The organism is Evansella sp. AB-rgal1, from assembly GCF_041820985.1.
Taxonomy (GTDB): Bacteria; Bacillota; Bacilli; order Bacillales; family Salisediminibacteriaceae; genus Evansella.
Genome location: NZ_JBGUAU010000038.1, coordinates 13182 through 33185 on the forward strand (window position 1 = coordinate 13182; position 20004 = coordinate 33185).

General features: G+C 36.1%; 21 protein-coding genes and 1 riboswitch. Of the genes, 18 read left to right on the plus strand and 3 right to left on the minus strand.

Going from position 1 to position 20004, the window contains the following annotated elements; translation table 11 throughout:
* Positions 1–18 precede the first annotated feature (18 nt).
* The 5 genes from ACERII_RS22715 to ACERII_RS22735 all read left to right on the plus strand — a co-directional run bounded on the left by ACERII_RS22715 (position 19) and on the right by ACERII_RS22735 (position 5153).
* Positions 19–711, plus strand: a complete 693-nt coding sequence (locus ACERII_RS22715; protein ID WP_373645265.1) for a DinB family protein — start codon at positions 19–21, stop codon at positions 709–711.
* Positions 712–856: 145 nt separating this feature from the next.
* Complete coding sequence (locus tag ACERII_RS22720) at positions 857–2431, plus strand: serine hydrolase domain-containing protein (protein WP_373645266.1); 1575 nt, start codon at positions 857–859, stop codon at positions 2429–2431.
* Positions 2432–2680: 249 nt separating this feature from the next.
* The gene (locus ACERII_RS22725) at positions 2681–3211 is read left to right on the plus strand and encodes an RNA polymerase sigma factor (RefSeq protein ID WP_373645267.1); all 531 of its coding nucleotides are present in this window, start codon (positions 2681–2683) and stop codon (positions 3209–3211) included.
* A complete protein-coding gene (locus ACERII_RS22730; RefSeq protein WP_373645268.1) occupies positions 3189–4427 on the plus strand; it encodes a hypothetical protein in 1239 nt (412 codons plus the stop codon). The genes ACERII_RS22725 and ACERII_RS22730 overlap by 23 nt, the downstream gene beginning before the upstream one ends.
* 255 nt (positions 4428–4682) lie before the next feature.
* Positions 4683–5153 (plus strand): YusW family protein, encoded by a 471-nt coding sequence (locus tag ACERII_RS22735; RefSeq protein WP_373645269.1) that lies wholly within the window; start codon positions 4683–4685, stop codon positions 5151–5153.
* A 112-nt stretch (positions 5154–5265) separates the two neighbouring features.
* Here the strand turns inward: ACERII_RS22735 and ACERII_RS22740 are convergent, their stop codons facing one another.
* Entirely contained in the window at positions 5266–5757 is a 492-nt protein-coding gene (locus tag ACERII_RS22740; protein ID WP_373645270.1) for a YkyB family protein, read from the minus strand.
* A 434-nt stretch (positions 5758–6191) separates the two neighbouring features.
* Between ACERII_RS22740 and ACERII_RS22745 the strand changes: the two genes are divergently transcribed.
* From ACERII_RS22745 to ACERII_RS22785, 9 genes are all read left to right on the plus strand, one after another.
* Positions 6192–6689, plus strand: coding sequence for a hypothetical protein (locus tag ACERII_RS22745; RefSeq protein ID WP_373645271.1), 498 nt, complete (start codon positions 6192–6194; stop codon positions 6687–6689).
* A 484-nt stretch (positions 6690–7173) separates the two neighbouring features.
* On the plus strand, positions 7174–7383 hold the full coding sequence (locus ACERII_RS22750) for a hypothetical protein (RefSeq protein ID WP_373645272.1): 210 nt from the start codon (positions 7174–7176) through the stop codon (positions 7381–7383).
* On the plus strand, positions 7338–7607 hold the full coding sequence (locus ACERII_RS22755) for a hypothetical protein (protein ID WP_373645273.1): 270 nt from the start codon (positions 7338–7340) through the stop codon (positions 7605–7607). The genes ACERII_RS22750 and ACERII_RS22755 overlap by 46 nt, the downstream gene beginning before the upstream one ends.
* Before the next feature lie 115 nt (positions 7608–7722).
* The gene (locus tag ACERII_RS22760; RefSeq protein WP_373645274.1) at positions 7723–7983 is read left to right on the plus strand and encodes a hypothetical protein; all 261 of its coding nucleotides are present in this window, start codon (positions 7723–7725) and stop codon (positions 7981–7983) included.
* Positions 7984–8015: 32 nt separating this feature from the next.
* Positions 8016–8462: a hypothetical protein gene (locus ACERII_RS22765; protein ID WP_373645275.1), complete on the plus strand. Its 447-nt coding sequence runs from the start codon at positions 8016–8018 to the stop codon at positions 8460–8462.
* Positions 8463–8595: 133 nt separating this feature from the next.
* Positions 8596–9000, plus strand: a complete 405-nt coding sequence (locus tag ACERII_RS22770) for a hypothetical protein (RefSeq protein ID WP_373645276.1) — start codon at positions 8596–8598, stop codon at positions 8998–9000.
* 159 nt (positions 9001–9159) lie between these two features.
* Positions 9160–9303 carry a DUF4367 domain-containing protein gene (locus ACERII_RS22775; protein ID WP_373645277.1) on the plus strand — a complete coding sequence of 48 codons (144 nt, stop codon included), beginning with the start codon at positions 9160–9162 and terminating at the stop codon, positions 9301–9303.
* Between the two features lie 66 nt (positions 9304–9369).
* On the plus strand, positions 9370–9537 hold the full coding sequence (locus tag ACERII_RS22780; RefSeq protein ID WP_373645278.1) for a hypothetical protein: 168 nt from the start codon (positions 9370–9372) through the stop codon (positions 9535–9537).
* 116 nt (positions 9538–9653) lie between these two features.
* Positions 9654–10067 (plus strand): hypothetical protein, encoded by a 414-nt coding sequence (locus ACERII_RS22785; RefSeq protein ID WP_373645279.1) that lies wholly within the window; start codon positions 9654–9656, stop codon positions 10065–10067.
* A gap of 258 nt (positions 10068–10325) precedes the next feature.
* Here the strand turns inward: ACERII_RS22785 and ACERII_RS22790 are convergent, their stop codons facing one another.
* Positions 10326–11828: a malate:quinone oxidoreductase gene (locus tag ACERII_RS22790; RefSeq protein WP_373645306.1), complete on the minus strand. Its 1503-nt coding sequence runs from the start codon at positions 11826–11828 to the stop codon at positions 10326–10328.
* Between the two features lie 290 nt (positions 11829–12118).
* Entirely contained in the window at positions 12119–13759 is a 1641-nt protein-coding gene (gene abc-f / locus ACERII_RS22795; protein ID WP_373645280.1) for a ribosomal protection-like ABC-F family protein, read from the minus strand.
* A gap of 464 nt (positions 13760–14223) precedes the next feature.
* Positions 14224–14379, plus strand: a riboswitch (cyclic di-AMP (ydaO/yuaA leader).
* A 63-nt stretch (positions 14380–14442) separates the two neighbouring features.
* On the opposite strand from abc-f, the gene ACERII_RS22800 reads away from it, so the two are divergent.
* The 4 genes from ACERII_RS22800 to ACERII_RS22815 all read left to right on the plus strand — a co-directional run bounded on the left by ACERII_RS22800 (position 14443) and on the right by ACERII_RS22815 (position 20004).
* On the plus strand, positions 14443–15105 hold the full coding sequence (locus tag ACERII_RS22800; protein WP_373645281.1) for a potassium channel family protein: 663 nt from the start codon (positions 14443–14445) through the stop codon (positions 15103–15105).
* A 1-nt stretch (position 15106) separates the two neighbouring features.
* The gene (locus ACERII_RS22805) at positions 15107–16441 is read left to right on the plus strand and encodes a TrkH family potassium uptake protein (protein WP_373645282.1); all 1335 of its coding nucleotides are present in this window, start codon (positions 15107–15109) and stop codon (positions 16439–16441) included.
* A gap of 353 nt (positions 16442–16794) precedes the next feature.
* Positions 16795–18711, plus strand: a complete 1917-nt coding sequence (locus ACERII_RS22810) for a bifunctional metallophosphatase/5'-nucleotidase (RefSeq protein WP_373645283.1) — start codon at positions 16795–16797, stop codon at positions 18709–18711.
* Between the two features lie 882 nt (positions 18712–19593).
* On the plus strand, positions 19594–20004 hold the full coding sequence (locus tag ACERII_RS22815; protein WP_373645284.1) for a GNAT family N-acetyltransferase: 411 nt from the start codon (positions 19594–19596) through the stop codon (positions 20002–20004).

Genomic DNA, 20004 nt, shown 5'->3' on the forward strand with positions numbered 1-20004 from the left:
AAAAGAGGGAAATTTACAGTGGATAAGGGTCAAAGGAAAATTTGGAATGAAACCCATAAAAAATGTAGAGAAATTCTATTGAAGCCAGAAAAACACAATGAAGCAGTAAAGTTATTGTTATCATTGCATTCTGTTCTACACTCTTCCTCTATTAGTAACTTAGCTGAAACTACCTTAGCAGATGAAATAGTGAATAACTTGGATGAAAACGTATTTAGACAATATCCAGTGTCTAATCCTGATACTAGAAATTCAATTGCGTGGCATCTTTGGCATATTACCCGTATTGAAGATATGACGATGAATATATTAGTAGCTGATAAACAGCAAGTTCTTCACACTGCGACCTGGCTAGAGAAAATGAATATCCCGTTTTCGCATTCTGGGAATGATATGAGTGAAGAAGAGGTTGCTTTGTTAAGCGCAAATCTTGATTTTCATTCATTATTAGAATATAGGGAAGTAGTTGGTAAGCGAACACAAGAGGTTATTTCTTTGTTAAGTCCTGAACAATGTAATATGAAGGTGGAACCAAAAAGAATAAAACGGTTATTTGATGAAGATGCAGTTAATAAAAATTCTAAATGGTTAGCTGATTATTGGAGCAGAAAAGACATTGCAGGTTTACTACTGATGCCTGCCACAAGACATATATTTATACACTTAAATAAATGTGTTCGTATTAAGGACAAGTTTCATAAGAACTTGTGATAAATAGAATAATGGACCTAGTAATTGCTCTTGTTCTTTGTATTTTTCTCCTCCCAGCCGAAACATTTTAGAGTCATTAAAAGGGTATTTTACTTCGTGTATCGAAATATGTGATAGATTACTAATACAAATGCGAGGTGTAGGTATGAATAAAATGGAAAAGAGAATAGACTCTATTTTTTCAAAATGGCAAAATGGTCTATGTCCTGGTGGGCAGGTTGTTGTTCGAAAAGGTGGAGAAGTAGTTTATAAGAATAATTTTGGATATGCCAACATAGAACATGAAATACCTGTGAGGGATGAGACGGTTTTTCATGTTGCTTCTGTTTCGAAACAAATAACAGTCATGTGCGTGCTGTTGCTGCAAGAGGATGGGAAGTTACACATTGATGATGATGTGAGGGAGTATGTAGCTGAATATATCGCGTTTCAAGAGCCGGTAACGATTCGTCAGATGATGAATAATGTAAGTGGTATTCGCGATCAATGGGAGTTACTAGGCTTAAGTGGTGTGAGAATTGTGGATACCATTACCCAACGAGATGCATTATCGTTGATAGGAAAACAAAGAAAACTTAATTTTGAGCCACAATCTCAGTTTTTGTATAGTAACTCCAATTTTTCTCTATTGGCAGAAATCGTGGAGAAGTTGTCAGGAAAAACGCTGAATGAGTTCGCAGAAGAACGGATATTCAGACCTTTGGGGATGAAGAGCACGTTTTTCAAGGATAATTATTGGAAGGTAATCCCTCACAAAGCAAATTCCTATTACGATGATGGAACAGGAGACTATGTTTATAGCGTTCTTAACTATGGAACATATGGAGCGACCTCCTTGAATACAACTGCAACAGATTTTTTGAAGTGGATGGAGAACTATAATACTCCTACTATTTGCAAGGAAGAGACCATTCAAATGATGTGTGAAAAGCCAACTTTATCGGATGGATTAGAAAGTAGCTACGCTGGTGGACTGTTCGTAGGAGAACATAAAGGTCACAAGTATATTGAACATGGCGGAGCGGATGCTTCTTATAGAAGTGCGATGTTGAGATTTACAGATGATGACATTGATATCGTGCTGTTCTCTAATACGCAAAATATGCTCATGAAGGATGCAGCATTTGCGGTTGCAGATGCGCTGTTTGGTTATGAAGAGAAGGAGCTACAAGTAGACCAACCTAAAGAATACGAGGGAAAATTGGATACAGGAAAAGTGGAAGGCTATTATTTCCCATCATCTGATTCTTTGCATATGGCGTTTGATGTTTTTGTAAAAGATGGTAGTGTACATATGAAAAATGCGTATGGGTCAGCTCCATTAACTCATGTATCAGGTAATCATTTTGTAATTGATCAGTTTAACTTGGATCTATACCTTGGAGAAAGTCCTGTTTTGAAAACAAAGGAAAAGCTTGTTCCGTTGAAAAAACTTGCGCCATTTACTCCTGAGGATAGTTCTGTATATGAAGGGCGATATCATAGTGTTGAGTTAGATACCGCATATGAAGTAGTAAAAAAGGATGGTGCTTTATACCTTTCTCATTTCCGACATGGGGAACAGGTCCTTTATCAGTTGGAGGAAAATAAGTTTGTAACGAATGCACCTTTTACCTTCGTTGTGGAGTTTATGAAAGAAGGAGAAGAGGTTACAGGCTTTGTGTTTAACGGTGGAAGAGTGAAGAATGTAGAGGTTGTGAGGGAGAAAGGACTAAATTAATTTCTGCTCATAGAGAGAACGTTTCTGTACGATGCAGAGACGTTCTTTTGTTTTTTCTGTAAACTTTTATTTAGGTCGCCATTTTCAGTTATACAAACGAATGCTGATCCTACCGTATTTTCTTAAGTTCATTGTATTAACTGCTAGGATACTGAAAATCTATGATAACCTTATTTTGTGGAAAATGAAATATATTGGATGTTATATACGTCTAATTTAATAGATGGATTTACTGATGGGGGAGAGAGAATGACTGATAAGGAGCGGATTTCGGAGTGGTTTCACCAGTATAGCGATGATGTATATCATTTTCTAATTTATCGAGTAGGATTTCATGAGGCTGAGGATTTGCTGCAGGAAGTGTATATTCGTGCTTGGAAAAATATAGATTTATTTGAGTGGCAATCAAATCCGAAAACCTGGTTGCTTAGTATTGCTCGTCATCTTGCTGTTGACGAGTATCGTATCAAGAAGAAAAGCATATGGAAGAAGATGATTTCATTTGAATCCAAACATGAAACCAAATCTGTGGTTTCTCCAGAGAGTATCTTTGAATGGAATGAGGAAAAAGCGAACATTTACCTTGGTATTCAATCTTTAAAAGAGAATTATCGTGATGTTCTTATATTAAGGGGGATTCAAGAGTTATCCGTCCGGGACACAGCAGAAGCGTTACAGTGGAGTGAAAATAAGGTTCGATTAACATATTTTCGTGCAAAGGATGCTTTACGCAAGAATCTGGAGAGGGGGATGTATCGTGAAACGAGTTCACAGGGATGATGTAGATGAAAAATTGAAAAATATGCCAAAGCCCTCTGTTAATGTTTCTAAGAAAAAAAAGATACATAATTCACTTATGAATATGGATATTCAAAGAAGTGTCAAAAAGCCCTCGTTTTTTCGAGGAAATGACTTGAAGTCGCTTGGAGGATTTGTTGCTATTGGTGCTCTAGTGCTCTTTGTTTTTGTTGCTACATTAATTGTAGATAACTACAGGAAAGGAGATGAAATACTAGGAGATATAGAAAATGAAATGGATAATGAAATTGAAGTACACCAAGAAGAAGCGAAAAGGACTGTTTATGATGAAGTGTTTGGTTTATATATATATGAGTACTTATTTAAAGGAGAGAGTAATCATTGGGAAGGGGAGTTTTATTACTTTGGTGAAGGAGTATCTGGTGATGTAAGTTATAAGGTTGGAAATCAAACAATTGAAGCCCAAGGTTTACATTCCTATGAATTGAAGCTAACTTACAAGGGAGAATCTGTAGATATTCAGAATGTAGAAGAGTTGGAAATTACAACTTCAGTGAAAGGCGATTCAAAAAAATGGGAGCAGTCCACAAATAACTTACAAAGCGATAAAGAATATTGGATAAGTGGAATAGGTTTTGATGGGAGAAGGGGAAGCATCAAAGAGAATGATGAGTATATAGAGATAACTGTAAAATGGGGTAATCAGGAAGAAACAATTACTTTGTATTCTTCTCATCTTGATGAATGGGAAGATCGTGGTCCTGCAGTTGCACATTTACAAGAGATAGTTTCGATGTATATAGATGATTCAATCGACTTTATGGATTTAGCATACAGAACATATCACCTTCATTCGGAAAACAATACTCCATATCTTGTCATTGCATCTTCAGAAGAACTAGAGCAAAGCTTTAAGGATACGGTTTTAAAGTTAGTTGATAATAAATTTGATGTAGAATTTAGGAAGGTGGAATTTTCACGGCAGCAGTTATTTCATACAGATGTTGGGTTAAATAAAAGATTGATAGAAGAAAAAGAATATCAATCAGAGAATTTCGAAATCTACTTTGTAAGAGAGTTTACTTTTGAAAATCGAGTAGGTATTGGTATCGCCCCTTATACAGATCAACATGCACAAGAACTGTATGACTATCTAGACACTGATGACATCTTGGTGTTAGATGCTACGGAAGAACAATACGAGGATTTGTTAAGAGACTATAATATCAATAACTAATCAAATAGATACGATTTTCTATATTCAACTTGAAAAAGTATGACACATGAAGACTTTTGTAGCTTTGCCTAATTTTTTTATCTTGTTTTATTTGTCTCTATGTAAGATCGAGTAGTCGTTCATAAAAAAGCACATCAAGCAAAATAAACCTGCTCGTTGTACTTTTTTTCGGTATAAAAAGGTTTTTCGGGGTTATCTTAATATTGTTTTTATTACCATCTGTGAAAAAACAGATTACATAGGAGGAAAAACTAGATGGCAAAGAAAAGTTTGTTTTGGTTAGCTTCATTTGTATTACTAGTAGGTTTGGTTTTTGTTGGAACGAATGAAGGGTTTGCGGAAGAGCATGATCAAGAGGATGATCAAGATATCTTAGTGGAAGATCCAGCTGAAGTTGAAAAGGAAAAGCAAGTAAAAGGAATGAAGATCGCTAAGTTTGAATTGGAAATTGAACTAATGGATAAGACCGAAATGGAATGGGAATATGAAAAGAAAAGGAAGAAGGCTAAAGCAGAAATTGAGCATGGTGATAAAAAGATAAAAGGTAAAAAAGCAGTAAAAGAGATGGAAAGCATTATTGCTAAGTTAAAAGTAACAAAAGATATGGAAGAGGATGCAATCGTTGCTCATGTATTAGAGGTAGTAGGTGTTAATGCAAAGGATGTTAAGAAGCTGGAACTAGAGATGGAATGCGATAAAGGGAATAAGATTAGTATTAAGAAATAAATAGAAAAAACCCATGATGCGGTAAAACAATACTGTATCATGGGTGTTTTTTGTTTTTTTGCGGTAACGTTCATGAGAGGCCTAGTATGGAAAAACTACCAACGCCTATAATTCAGTACCGTTTCCTTCCATCTAAATAAGAAGAGACAAACACGTTATCGAGATGTTTCACTTTAGCTCTAGTATGTTTTTTTGTACTTCCTAATGGCTTCTCTTTTATATAACGATACAAAATACTTTTTGCCGTTTCTAATCCCATGTGAACTTTAGGGTTGTTAATATTATTATCAATCTTACCAATGTGTTTAAGGTTAAGGTCAAAGTCGCCTTTTTCCGCAAGCATATGAAAATAGAATTTCAACTCATTATCTGTTGTACCTACTTTAACTAGTACAACGGAACTTTGAAGTCCATTTCTTGGATTTATACTATATTGGAGATTGACTTTTTCTGCACGTTTTTCTGCTAGGAGCCTTTTAAGAGTGGTCTTTTTTAAATGATATAATTCTGAAGGATTGAGAGCTGTTTTTGCATGTCTATTGATTGTATAGAGGGCGTATTGAATTTGTTTTAGATCGGGAGTACCCATATTTTTTGATTCCATTTACATCCACCTTATCTTTCATATACTTCTATTATACCATGTGGGAACTCCGTTGAAAAACTCTAAATAGGCTTTTAGGATGATTCATACACTACATACTTTGATTAGGTAGAAGGAAACGCTTCTGTATTTGGAAATGTTAAATAAAACTTTTTACCCATATTGAAAAATTAGTTCGCCCACTATCTCGATGAAACAGAGAAAAAAACTGGTGGAAATACATATTTCCTTCTTGTGATTTTGATGTGATTTGTCTTTTGAAAGAGGAAAGATTTGGCTATTTATGTTAACATAAAGGGGAGTAATTTACTTAGTTTATGAAGTGCTTCACTTAAGAACCAGGTAAAAAAAGAACACGATCTTCATTTTATGTTGATCTAGTGTTGTAAAAAACGTGAATCATCATTCTTTTGATTTGGTAGAAGGAGGATTTCATGAAGAAAAAACATTACTTCATTGTTGTTGGTATTCTTATCGTTTTTGTAATATCCTATCTCGTTTATGACCAAACCAGATACACGACTTTCGAAAATGAATATATCGACATTCAGAACTATTACATTAATCATGATGAGAATTGGAACATATCTGAAATAGAAGTAACATACCTTGATGTAGATAATAACAAAGGATTTTCAACTGTTATAGATGATTCATCTACTATTGACTCTATCTACGAACAATTAATTTCAACTGAATTGAAAAAGACTTCGACTTCGGATGAGGGTCTTGGGGGAAACAATTTTACGTTACATCTTCTATACTCGGAAGGGAATCCATCGACGAGAATGCATATCCACTATGATAGAATCTATATAAGTGAGCCTTTCCTACACATGACTTACAAAGAAGTAGAGTCTAATAAATTTTATTCATTTTTAGAAGAATTAGATCTTTCGTGGGATCGAGAATTTCAGATGTCGTCCGAATAGATTTTTTTACATCTCTAAAAGGGAGTAGAGAAAATCTTGAATTTGTTACTAAAATTTTGGAGTTGCAATGTTGCAGCTCTTTTTTTGTATCTATAAACTGGGAAATTATGTTAAGGTAAAGGAGTTAGTTCAAGAAGGATAATGATTTTCAATGGTGAAATGTAATGTTTCGGGGGTAATTAAATGAAAAAAATTATATATGGGTGAAAGTAAGGGGGCGATAGCACAAGAAGCTGTCGATGCTCCTACCTTGGTGCCAAAGGGAAGATGAGATGAAGAATTTCTACCGGCTGTTACTTTAAAGAAGCGTTTGGAAAAGAAGTGGTGTTTTTTAATTATAATTTACCGAATTTTACGAAACATTTGTGGTGTGCTTTTCGTCCAGTATATGAGGAGGTACTATGAAAAGAATTATATTTTGTTTGCTTTTATAAGGAATGTTTGTAGATTGTTCTGATAAAACAGAAATAGTAGATAAAGAGGAATGGAAGGAAGTTCAACTTTTCATATTCCTGTTACATTTGGAGATGGAACAGAAGGAGAATATGTTTTGATTGGAGAGGAAGGAAGAATTGGTTTTTTAGTAGGCTCTGGTAAAAGGGAGAAGCAGAATTTCATCCAATTATTGCAGGAAAAGATAATAAATATATGTGGCATTTATGGGGAGAAAGAGAAGAAGTTGAAGGAACACTAAGAGTTGTTGGTATGAACGAAAAAGGAGAAGAACACAAAGTGCTAATTGGAACATCTGGAAACAAAGTATGGGAGTACCAAAATTTAGGAATTAATCCTCACAATGGGGCTGATATCCACATTCCATCACATATGGGGTTTCCAACAGCAGGATTATGGAAGCTAAACGTTTATATTGGTGATGAAATATTTGGTGAAATTATTGTAAATGTTGATGAAAGCTAAATTCTTATTCAACGATAGGGAAGCGTTAGCACAACAGGCTGTCGCTGCTTTTGTTCCAAAACGGGAAGGATAGTGAAAGAAGGAAAGCATTGAGCTATGGATATGGAGGGGTATAATGAAAAAAGAAAATTTTATGATTTTAGGCTCAATATTAACTGTTACTGGATTTATTCTATTATTTTTCAGTACTAATTTTGGCACATCAATAGCTAATTCTTGGCTTCACCAACAAGGTGGGGCAGATACTTCAATGTATCATTTAATGATAAAAAGTTATATAAATAACTTTTTAGTGACTGGAGGGATACTCTTTGGCATCGGACTTTCTACTGTAATTATTGCCTGTTTTCAATTCGCTAATATTAGGGAGAGATAAATCCCTTATCAACAAATAGGGAGGTTAATTAAATGATAAAGGAGAATCATATGCAACGTTTCATATACTATCTTGTATGGACGATAATTATAGGGGGAGGGTTGTATTTTGGGTACAGTATAGGTCAATCCATGCGAAATTTTGATAGCGTTATTAGTGTAAAAAATCATGTATACTTTCAGCATGCTCTTTATCTACAACTATTCCCAGTCATTATTGGCATGCTTTTGAGAGCACCTATATTAGTGAAAGAAATCAAAGAAGGAAGAAAATGGCGTATTGATTACGTGAAGTTGCTTGTAATTGGACTGCCTGCTTTTTATGTTACTTTTAGCCACTTGTTATGGGCATTATCCTCTTTTTACTTACCATTTACTTTACCGTTCACTTTCTTGTTATCAGCGTCATTTGACACCTCGATCATAACAATTACTGGAATTATTTTTGGTTATATTTTGCTTGATAGTATTAAAGAATGATTGATAGGTAGTTTTCCACTATTGTGCTAAAGGGGAAGCGTAAGTGGAACAAACAGGCGTTGTCGTTGTGGTGCTTACGGGAGAGGTTTCTACAATAAGCTCTTACAATTGTTAATAATAGGGAGGTGGTAAAATGGATGTTTTAGAGAAACTAATTGCAGCTATTGTTTCATCCCTTTTGTTTTCAGTGGGGTTATCCATTCTAAACAATACAATGGTATATTTTAGGGTATACTTGATGTTTTCATTTTTTATTTTTTTAATAGGGGGAGTAATATTTTCTATGTTAGCAGAACACCTATTAGAGAAATTTGAATTTAAAACGCAAATATCAAAATACTTTCTATCTCTTATATTTTATTCTGCGGGTGGAATTCTCGTAAATGTGTTTCTGTATATCTTAATTTTCAATGAGGGATTTGGTTTAGAGTCATTATATATGATGCTATTAGGTATTGTTGCTGCGTTACTATTCCTACACGTTATGTTTATTACTAGAAAAGCATTAAACATATTGGTAAAAAGAATTTCTTATTAAACAAACAAAAGCGTTACAAGTTCTCGCTTTCCTTATGTCGCTGATATCATTGCACATGATGTAGAACAAACGATAATCAAGATATGGTGTTACTGAAAATGGATTTGGTACGACATTTATGGCTTCATAAATAGAGTTGGAAAAATCAAAAAGTATAGGTTGGAAAGAAATCGAGATAAAAATAATTCTGGATTTATATTTCAAAAAAAGAACATGATTCAATGGGTAGATGAAGGTGTAACATACAGATTAGATGGTGGCGATTTACATGAAGAAGAGTTATTCCAAATAGCGGAATATTGAGTAGTGTGTGATGACTTACACTTAACCAAACAGAGAGAATTCCTTTAAAGAGAGGGGGAGTATTTCATGCCACAAGGTGACATTGCATTAATAGTTGTTCTTTCCTTAATGTTCGTTTTTATAGTTGGGGTAGTAGTATTAATTGTACTCTGGTTTAAAAGTAGTTATAGAAAAAAGGATATAAAAATAGAAGAACTCCAAAGAGAAATTGAAGAACTAAAAAAACGAACTTAAAGTTTGGAGCGTTGTTCAAACGAGAATCGAGAGTGTAACAGGTTCTTGATGCCTTTTGTATCACGAAAGGGAGGTTAATAAAATAATGTAAAAACAAAAGGAGGGAATAAAGTAAAATGAAAAAAATTACACTGGCATCTGTACTTTTTGTACTTTTAGTGGGGTGCAGTTCAGAACCATCATTCTCAGAAGTGAACCTAGAAGATGTACATGAGGATGCACGCTCCGTTTTTGAAAATATTGGACCAACAGATGATGCCCCAATTTACTATGACGGAGAAGACATTGCATATATCTTCTTGCATGGAAATAACGAAGATAACAAACTATTTCACTTTACGGATTTTAGCGTGGAATCAGATGGTAATAACCTTATGATTTATTACACGCAAGAAGAAACAAACGATTCTTCAGATAATACTCTTAAGTACCAGGTTGTATATAAAATTAACAAAGAAAAAGAGTACGAGAGAGTACGAGTCTTTAAAAATAGAGAAGAAGCAGAGTTTTATAGTGTTCCAGGAAATTAACTACATACTTTAACAGGTTGCCTTACACAAGCAAATATGAAAATAATGGCACGAAGAATTTTTCGTGCCATTTTCATGTGCGAATGAAACGGTGATTATCGTTGTGAAAAATGTGTAATTTCACATGTGAATTTGTCTGTGTTTTTCCGTTTTGCACCTCTGAAGTAAACCCGTTAATACGAGGAACAAAGGTTTTTTGATTTTTTATTGTCTAGTGATGAACAGAACAAATTAGTTTATTACAATATATTTTTAGTATTATATGAAAACAACTTCTTTTTCGCTAAGACCTAGAGCCTCTGCTGTTGATGTTTTCATTTCCTCAAGAAACTCTGGGTTTTCCACCAATGACAATCCATAAGAAGGAATCATTTCTTTCAGTTTCGGCTCCCATTCTGGTACATATTCTGGAAAACATTTTTCAATGATTTCTAGCATAACAGAAACCGCAGTAGATGCACCAGGTGAAGCCCCGAGTAAAGCTGCGATCGAACCATCTGCAGCACTTACAACTTCTGTGCCAAATTGAAGGGTTCCTTTGCCACCTGCTTCTGTATCTTTAATCACTTGCACACGTTGACCTGCTACGACTAAATCCCAATCTTCGCTTTTGGCGTTAGGGATAAATTCACGTAACTCTTCCATACGCTGCTCTTTCGATAACATAATTTGTTGGATGAGGTATTTCGTCAATGACATGTTTTTTGCCCCAGCTGCCAACATAGTTAAGAGATTATTAGGTTTTACAGAAGTTATTAAATCAAAAACGGATCCTGTTTTTAAGAACTTAGGTGAGAAGCCCGCAAACGGTCCAAATAACAACTCTTTTTTATCGTTTATAAATCTAGTATCAAGATGTGGAACGGACATTGGTGGAGCACCAACCTTCGCTTTTCCATACACTTTTGCATGATGCTGCTCTGCTACAAAGGGATTATTACAAACCATAAATATACCGCTTACTGGAAAGCCTCCGAAATTTTTTCCTTCAGGGATACCAGATTTTTGTAATAAGTGCAGACTTCCACCACCACTGCCAATAAAGACAAATTTAGCAGTGTGTCGTTCCATGGTATCGTTCTCATTATTTCGTACTTTTAGTTCCCACTGACCATCACTAGTACGTTTCATATCTTCAACACTGTGTTGGTAATTCATTTCTACATTTTGACTCTCTAAATTGGTAAACATCTTACGCGTTAGTGCGCCAAAGTTAATATCCGTTCCAGAGTCAATTTTTGTAGCTGCAATAGGCTCAGTAGTAGAACGCTCTTGCATAATAAGCGGAATCCATTCCATTAGTTTTTCCGGATCATCGGAGAATTCCATCCCACTAAATAAAGGATTATTGGACAACGCTTTAAAACGGTTTTGCAAGAAGTGAACATCTTTCTCGCCTTGTACAAAACTCATATGTGGCAATTGTCTAATAAAATCCTCTGGATTAGATAGCCGATTGCTGTTTACTAAGTAAGACCAAAACTGCATAGAGTCTTGAAATTGTTCATTGATTTTTATTGCCTTACTAACATCTAAAGATCCATCCGGCTTTTCGACTGTGTAGTTTAGTTCACATAGTGCTGCATGCCCAGTACCCGCATTGTTCCATTCGTTGGAGCTTTCCTCTCCAGCGCTTGCGAGTTTCTCAAAAACTGTTATTTTCCAATCTGGCACTAGTTCTTTCAAGAGTGTACCTAATGTAGCACTCATGATTCCTGCGCCAATTAAAATGACATCTGTTTTAGCTTCTCTGCTGCTCATATTTACCAACCTTTCCTCCTAATTTTTGCAGAAGGATGTAGGTGCTCCTGATTTGGCGTCAAACCAAGCCAAGTCGCAACCTAGTCACACATCTTTTCTGGATCGAATATAACTAGATACTATTGTATCACTATTATTTTGAAAATTAAAATATTATTTACTATTCCTACGATACTTATATTCTATATTATAGCAAAATATTCAAAGGTCGTATAACTCCAGTTTAAGGGATAAACAAGAAAGGGGAACGAAGAATGGCGTGGGAACGGTCCACGCCATATATTTGGATATCAATGTTTTTTATTTAGGTTCTTTATTTTCCTTGTAAGCTCTTTAAATTTCTCGTCCAGTTTCTTGTATTCTTTCTCATTCGGAGTCATAAAGCTAAGTTTTCCCAACGCCTCTTGTCTTTCCGTTTCTAATGTTAAGCGCAACTCATCCAGATCATCTCTTTTCAACGGTTCGTCATTCCATTGTCTCTGGATTTTTTGATTGGAAATGACATACCTAGTACTTGTTGTTTTTTCAAGAAAATATCGATCATGAGATACAACGAGCAGCGTTCCGTCGTATTGTGACAGTGTTTCTTCTAATTGTTCTCGTGATGGTAAATCGAGATGATTCGTCGGTTCATCTAAGATAAGCGCATCCTTCTCTTCTAATATATATTTCATGAGTTTACATTTTACACGTTCTCCCATACTCATCTCTTGAACGGGTTCTGTCCATTGTGAAGCAGTAAACCCCAAATGCTTCATTAAATTTTGAACTTTTCCTCTTGCTTCAAATGTCTCTTGATAAAACAGCTGTGCTGGTGTTTGTTCCAGAGGTAAATCAAACACTTCTTGAGTTAAATATCCAATGTTAGCCGTTGGCGAAATCCATACATCTCCTTCAGAGGTTTCCATACCATTTATTATATTTAATAATGTTGTTTTACCACTTCCGTTTGGTCCAACAATAGCAACTTTTTCTCCATGCTGAATAGTAAAACTAACATTCTTAAATAATGTTCGCTCGTGAAAAGATTTAGAAATATTTGTTACCTCTAAAAGTCGTTTTCCCACTTTGTCATTCGCTCTCATTGAAAATTGTACAGTATATTCTGGCGTTACACGTTCTACTTTCACTCTTTCTAACTCTTTCTCTAATCGCTTTTGTTTTGATTTTACTTGTGCATCCATCTTTTTGGCTTTCACACGATAGTATTCCTTCATTCCATCCTTTTTTGTGGATTGACCATGTGCCTTTTTCGACCAAGAGGTAAGCTCCTTCATTTGTCCATCGATTCGCTCCACCATCTTTTGCTGCTGCTCATATTTTCGTTGCTGTGATAGCCGTTTTTGTCTCCGATGCTCCATATACTGAGAATAGTTCCCTTTAAATTCAACAAGTGTTTTCTCCTCCAGAGACCATATTTTAGTCGCAACGGCGTCGAGAAAATATCGATCATGAGAGACAAGGAGGATGGTTCCGTGATAATTTTTCATTTCCTTCTGTAACAATTGCAAACTTCCATCATCAAGATGGTTTGTGGGTTCATCTAAGAGTAATAGATCTCCTTTTTCGGAAAAACCAGTTGCAAGTCTTGCTTTTCGTTTTTCTCCTCCACTTAAGTGGGGAAAATCAACGTTCGGAACATGCCAATTCTCTCGTAACTTTTTTTCCAGAGGGGTCTTCTCTTTGGAAAAATGGAATTCTGTTTCTTGCTCTACCATAATTATCTTCATATCTTGTTCTAGCCACTGTATTTGTCCTTTTGACGGATGGATATCTTCGTGAATCATTTCTAACAATGAAGTTTTTCCAGCACCGTTCTTTCCGATGATTCCGATGATATCTCCTTGTTGAACACTTGCATTGATATCTTGAAAAATAGTGTTGTCCACTATTTCATAGCTTACGTTTGATAATTTTAACAGTTCTTTCATACGATCAACCCTCTTTACAGGGAGAACAAAAAATCCTCCCAAATTTGATTTGGAAGGATTAGCCGTGCCATTACATACACAAACAAAGCTATCTTTTGACATAGCTCATTTTATTGGATTCTATAGAAAAATGGGCAGACTAATCCTATTTCGATTGATTTGAAATTTGTGATTTCAAATGTTAGAAAATAAGATTAGTTATCCATCGGCCACCCATCATCCCTTCAATAAGTATTAAGGTAATTATAACACAGAAAAATTTGGAAATTCAATAATTGGATGGGGGGATATCAGGAGGAGATCGAGCAGATGAGAGGAGTTTTTATCTCGTGAAATGCTCGATCAATGGCCGGTGAATGTCTAATAACTAAAAATCTACTTAAAGTAAAGTTATTTTTGTCACAAAATCGATATTGACAATCGAAAATGGGAGGAGTAAAGTACGATTATAAAAATAAATATAATCCTTTATATCGCTGAATCTGTCTAAAGGCAGAACGGAGGAACCAATTTTCGGCAAGTAGATTACTAGTTGCCGTGGGGTGAGTCTTATTATAAGAAAGGGTACTCTCTATCCTTAACCCGACAGCTAACTTCGTAAGCGTTCATGGAGAGAAAGGTCTGTGATGAAGACCCTTCTTTAAGATTGGTCTTTTTTCATATGGGCAAAAGGAGATGTCATAATGGCAAGTAAAAAACAGTTTGTTGTTATTGGTCTAGGTCGTTTTGGGGGCAGTGTTTGCAAAGAACTTGTTAGATTAGGGAACGAAGTACTAGCGTTAGATACGGATGAACAAAAAGTAAACGAATTTGCAAAATACGCAACACATGCAGTAGTTGCAGATTCAACTGATGAAAGAGCACTAATCTCATTAGGAATACGAAATTTTGATTCTGTTATCGTTGCCATTGGTGATAACATTCAAGCTAGTATATTAACTACACTACTTTTAAAAGAAATTGGAGTAAAACATGTTTGTGTAAAAGCGAGAAATACTTATCATCATAAAGTGCTTGTAAAAATCGGAGCAGATAGAGTAGTACACCCGGAAAGTGATATGGGGAGACGAATTGCCCAACAAATGTCAGATGAAAATGTAATAGATTTTATTGAGCTTTCGGATGAGTATAGTATTGTTGAGCTAATAGCTTCACCCAAAATTGAAGGGAAAACCCTTATTGATTTAAATATTAGAGCTCGTTTTGGTATAACCATACTTGCTATTAAAAAAGGAAACGATATAGATATTTCACCATTACCTAATTATCAAATTTCTCACAAAGATTTACTTATTGTCATTGGACATAATGATGACATTAAACGTTTTGAAGATCAGGTGATGTAACGTGAAAATAGTTAATTTACTAACTCACTGGCGATTTTCACCGCCACAATTATTGGCTTTAAGCTTCGGAGTTGTCATCATTGTTGGTACACTTTTATTAAAGCTACCATGGAGTACAGTGGAAACTGTTTCATGGATGGATGCTTTTTTTACTGCTGCATCAGCAACGACGGTAACAGGATTAGTTGTGGTAGATACAGGGAGTGCTTTCACTAGTTTTGGGCAAGTAATCGTTATGATTTTAATAAAAATTGGTGGATTAGGATTAATGACGTTTGCCATTATGACCGTTTTAGTCTTAGGAAAACGGATAGGACTTAAAGAAAGAGTGCTTCTACAAGAAGCACTGAATCAGCATTCCATAGGGGGAGTAGTTCGCTTAGTAAAAATATTATTTGTTTTTTCCATTTCCATGGAGCTGTTGGCTACTATTTTCCTTTCCTTTCGGTGGGTTCCTGAGTACGGTTGGGGTCATGGTGTTTTTACAAGTCTATTTCATTCTATTTCTGCCTTTAACAATGCAGGATTTAGTATATGGTCAGACAGCTTATCAAAGTATGTGGGTGACCCCAGCATAAATATTGTCATTACTATTTTATTTATTACTGGAGGATTAGGGTTCACCGTTATCTATGATGTAATGACAACAAAGAAATTTCGTCTTTTTGCATTGCATACAAAAATTATGCTTGTAGGAACAGTTGTATTAAACATAGTTGCAATGCTTGTTATTTTTCTATTGGAATACTCAAATCCATTAACATTAGGATCTATGTCAAGTGGGGAACAGTTCTGGGCATCGTATTTTCAAGCTGTAACTCCAAGAACAGCAGGGTTTAATACCATTGATATAGGGAGTATGAATCCTGGTACGATAGTATTTATGCTACTGTTAATGTTTATTGGAGCGGGCAGTGCTTCTACTGCGAGTGGAGTAAAACTAACAACGTTCCTAGTTATTCTGTTGGCCGTTTTTACCTACTTAAGAGGAAAACAAGAACCAGTGATTTTTAGGCGTAGAATCAACAACGAAATTGTCCATCGAGCATTAGCTATTGTAGTGATTAGTTTAATAGTTATCTTTCTATCCATATTAGCTCTTAGTGTGACGGAATCGAATGCACCGTTTCTGAATATTGTTTTCGAAGCTTTTTCAGCATTCGGTACTGTCGGGTTATCTATGGGGTTAACAGAGGAGCTATCATTTTTAGGAAAACAAATTATTATTGTGCTGATGTTTATCGGAAGAATTGGTCCGTTAACACTAGCATTTGCATTAGCAAAGTCATCAAAGCCACTGATAACACATCCAAAGGGCGATGTTTTTACTGGGTGAGTGAAGGGTGGATATAGAAAGTACTTCGGAGATCTTTATGCGGAGTGCTTTTTTATTTGTGAAAAATAGGGAGACATTATTAAACGGTTTTACAGACATTAGGTAATTAATTATATATGTAACCGTATTCTACTTTATTTACATTCTTTTTATCTCCCATTCACACGTGCTCAATATTCCATCATTAGTATGAAAAGTGTTACCAGTAACGAATTCATTAGAAAATAGTGGGAAATATACGACGAAAGGCCTGTATAAAAGCTTTATAAAATGTGAGTTCTTGCTCTTTTATGTAACATTACTCTTTTCTATACTAAACTTTTCCAAAAAAAATTAGGAAGGATTTGGTAACAATGAAACGAATGTCATCGAAATTTACTATTCTCTTTATGATGTTTGCCGTCCTATTCACTCCAGTACTTCAAGGTTTCACTAACGAAAGTGTAAGTGCTAAAGCGCAAGATAACAGAAATGTGAGTCAGGAAGAGTTTATAAAGTCATTAGTTGAGATGTTAGACGTTGATATGGAGAGTGAAGCAGATCTTATAGATCACTTGCGAGTAGCACAAAACATAAATATCGTATCTAGAGATGAAGTTGAAACGTTTGCTCCTAATGAAAAAATTACTCGTGAACAAGCTTATGTTTTCTTAATCAGGGCATTAAATTTAGCTAACAGTTATGGCACATCCATATTAGAACAATATCGAGATTACAGAACAGTTAGCAACTCTGCAAAGGAGTATCTAGCAGCAGCTTCCTATTTAGGTTTTGTAGGGGAGGAAATAGTACTAAGACCAAATGCACCATTAAAGCAACAAGATTTAGCGTACATACTTAGTCATTACGAGACAAACATTGATAAAATTGCGATCGTCCATACAAATGACCTTCATGGTCGTGTATTGTACAATCCGGAAATTAGAGAAATGGGTTTTGGTAAAATAGCTCAAATAGTTGAGAACACGAGAGATTCCTACGAAAATACTTTTGTGTTTGATATGGGAGATACCTTCCATGGAACAAATTATGTGAACTTCAACCGAGGAATGACCGCGATCGCTGCTATGAATGCGATTGGTTATGATGCGATGGTTCCAGGAAATCATGATTTTAACTATGGGCAGGACAGGCTATTAGAAATCTCTGATGCACTTGAGTTTCCAATAGTAAGTGCAAATGTGCTGAAGGAAGAAGGGGAATACCTTCCTCCTTATGAAATTTTGGAAAGAAACGGTAAATCATTTGCTTTAATCGGTATGGTGGCAACAGACACTCCTGAAAAAACACATCCTGATGGAGTGCGTGGCTTGTCTTTTGAAGATGAAGTAGAGTATACACAAATGTATGTAGACCAGTTAAAAGATGAAGTGGATCACATCATTGTTCTTTCCCATTCTGGTTTTTACACAGATGAAAGAATAGCAGAACAAGTGGATGGTGTAGACCTCATTTTAGGAGGACACAGCCATACAACAATTGAAACGCCAAGGAAAATTGGTGGCACATATGTAACACAAGCATATGAACATGGAAAAGCAGTTGGATTTACAACAATGTTGTTTTATAACGATGAATTGATCGGAATCAATGGGCACTTAAAGCGTGACAGTGATCAACTTCAAGAACAGCCTGACATTGCGGGGCTTTTAGAGACATATAAAGCAGAAGTAGAAGAAGCATTAGAAGAGGTAATCGGTACTGTTGATGTGTATCTTGATGGTGCAAGAGAGCATGTCCGTATACAGGAAACGAATTTAGGAAACATGGTTTCAGATGCGCAACGTGATTACCTTGATACAGATATTGCTTTTACAAACGGTGGTAACATCCGTGCAAGTTTAAATCCTGGTGAAGTAAAGGTAGCTGACATATATACAGTACTTCCGTTTGATAATACTCTTGTAAAACTAGAGTTAACAGGCGATCAAATTTTACGTAGCTTAGAACATAGTGTGCGTTTATATCCGAGTCAAAATGGTGGATTTCTTCATGTATCGGGAATGACTTTCTCGTTTCAACCGGCAAATCCTGCGGGAGAAAGAGTTGTTGAAGTTATTGTTGGTGGTGAACCATTAGAATTAGAAAGAACGTATACAGTTGCTACGAATGATTTCCTTGCAGCAGGTGGAGATGGCTATACGATGTTTGGTGAAGGTAGATTAGTTGCAAATACTGGAGAATTGCTTAGTACTGTAATGATTAATTACATTGCTGATCAGAAGCCAATCCCAGGGCTAGAAGGAAGAATTGTTAACTTAGGTCAATAGTTGGTGAAACTAGGATTCCGATGTGGGTCCTAGTTTTTTATTTTCGGGTATGAGCTCATTAAGCAGTTCGGGCGTCTATTTTAAAGTCTTCGTCTTTAATAAAGACGGTATAAAGGATCTTGACGTCATCGCGCGACATTTGAGGAGGGAAAAGAGGTAGAAATGTCGCGGAAGAGGGAGACGCGCGACATTTGAGGAGGGAAAAGAGGTAGAAATGTCGCGGAAGAGGGAGACGCGCGACATTTGAGGAAGGAGATGAGGTAGAAATGTCGCGGAAGAGGGAGACGCGCGACATTTGAGGAGGGAGAAGAGGTAGAAATGTCGCGGAAGAGGGAGACGCGCGACATTTGAGGAGGAAGAAGAGGTAGAAATGTCGCGAGAGGTGGAGATGCGCGACATTTGAGGAGGAAGAAAAGGTTGAAATGTCGCGGAAGAGGGAGACGCGCGACATTTGAGGAGGAAGAAAAGGTTGAAATGTCGCGAGAGGTGGAGACGCGCGACATTTGAAGAGGAAGAAGAGGTTGAAATGTCGCGAGAGGTGGAGACGCGCGACATTTGATGAGGAAGAAAAGATTGAAATGTCGCGAGAGGTGTAGATGCGCGACATTTGAGAAAGGAGAAGAGGTAGAAATGTCGCGGAAGAGGGAGACGCGCGACATTTGAAAAGGAAGAAGAGGTTGAAATGTCGCTGAAGAGGAAGGTGCGAGATATTGGAAGAAGAAGTTTCCATTTTCATACTCATTTTTTTGTTGTCGAAGAGAATTAGGTGGGATTTGTATGCATCGAGATAATCTTCTGTACTTTCTTTTATCACTTTGCAGGATAGGACTAAAAAACTGCCGAAATACTAAACACAGAAAACGATTTTTTTGGAGGCAAGACATGGAACTTGAAATAAAAGAAATACAAAAGGAAGAAGCGTGGGAGCTTCGGCATATCGTGATGTACCCTCATAAGGATCTAGAATATGTGAAAGTAAAGGAAGACCATGAGGGAATTCACTATGGCTTGTTCCAAGAGGAGACGCTTATTTCTTGTATCTCACTATTTATAAAAAACGAGGAAGCGCAGTTTCGCAAGTTTGCGACACTTCAACAGGAGCAAGGAAAAGGGTATGGAAGCTTGCTGCTAGAATACGTAATGAAAGAAGCGGAGATGTGTGGGGTAAAGAAGATTTGGTGCAATGCAAGAGTAAATAAAACTCTTTTTTACCAGATTTTTGGGTTGCACGAAACAAACCAGTACTTCCGTAAAGGGGAGATTGACTATATTATAATGGAGAAAAGTCTGTAG

What these genes read in the sequence shown, in the direction of transcription:
- ACERII_RS22720 (WP_373645266.1), top strand. Translation starts at nt 857, where the DNA reads ATGAATAAAATGGAAAAGAGAATAGACTCTATTTTTTCAAAATGGCAA.
- ACERII_RS22725 (WP_373645267.1), top strand. Translation starts at nt 2,681, where the DNA reads ATGACTGATAAGGAGCGGATTTCGGAGTGGTTTCACCAGTATAGCGAT.
- ACERII_RS22735 (WP_373645269.1), top strand. Translation starts at nt 4,683, where the DNA reads ATGGCAAAGAAAAGTTTGTTTTGGTTAGCTTCATTTGTATTACTAGTA.
- ACERII_RS22740 (WP_373645270.1), bottom strand. Translation starts at nt 5,757, where the DNA reads ATGGAATCAAAAAATATGGGTACTCCCGATCTAAAACAAATTCAATAC.
- ACERII_RS22745 (WP_373645271.1), top strand. Translation starts at nt 6,192, where the DNA reads ATGAAGAAAAAACATTACTTCATTGTTGTTGGTATTCTTATCGTTTTT.
- ACERII_RS22750 (WP_373645272.1), top strand. Translation starts at nt 7,174, where the DNA reads ATGGAAGGAAGTTCAACTTTTCATATTCCTGTTACATTTGGAGATGGA.
- ACERII_RS22755 (WP_373645273.1), top strand. Translation starts at nt 7,338, where the DNA reads ATGTGGCATTTATGGGGAGAAAGAGAAGAAGTTGAAGGAACACTAAGA.
- ACERII_RS22760 (WP_373645274.1), top strand. Translation starts at nt 7,723, where the DNA reads ATGAAAAAAGAAAATTTTATGATTTTAGGCTCAATATTAACTGTTACT.
- ACERII_RS22765 (WP_373645275.1), top strand. Translation starts at nt 8,016, where the DNA reads ATGATAAAGGAGAATCATATGCAACGTTTCATATACTATCTTGTATGG.
- ACERII_RS22770 (WP_373645276.1), top strand. Translation starts at nt 8,596, where the DNA reads ATGGATGTTTTAGAGAAACTAATTGCAGCTATTGTTTCATCCCTTTTG.
- ACERII_RS22780 (WP_373645278.1), top strand. Translation starts at nt 9,370, where the DNA reads ATGCCACAAGGTGACATTGCATTAATAGTTGTTCTTTCCTTAATGTTC.
- ACERII_RS22785 (WP_373645279.1), top strand. Translation starts at nt 9,654, where the DNA reads ATGAAAAAAATTACACTGGCATCTGTACTTTTTGTACTTTTAGTGGGG.
- ACERII_RS22790 (WP_373645306.1), bottom strand. Translation starts at nt 11,828, where the DNA reads ATGAGCAGCAGAGAAGCTAAAACAGATGTCATTTTAATTGGCGCAGGA.
- abc-f (WP_373645280.1), bottom strand. Translation starts at nt 13,759, where the DNA reads ATGAAAGAACTGTTAAAATTATCAAACGTAAGCTATGAAATAGTGGAC.
- ACERII_RS22800 (WP_373645281.1), top strand. Translation starts at nt 14,443, where the DNA reads ATGGCAAGTAAAAAACAGTTTGTTGTTATTGGTCTAGGTCGTTTTGGG.
- ACERII_RS22810 (WP_373645283.1), top strand. Translation starts at nt 16,795, where the DNA reads ATGAAACGAATGTCATCGAAATTTACTATTCTCTTTATGATGTTTGCC.
- ACERII_RS22815 (WP_373645284.1), top strand. Translation starts at nt 19,594, where the DNA reads ATGGAACTTGAAATAAAAGAAATACAAAAGGAAGAAGCGTGGGAGCTT.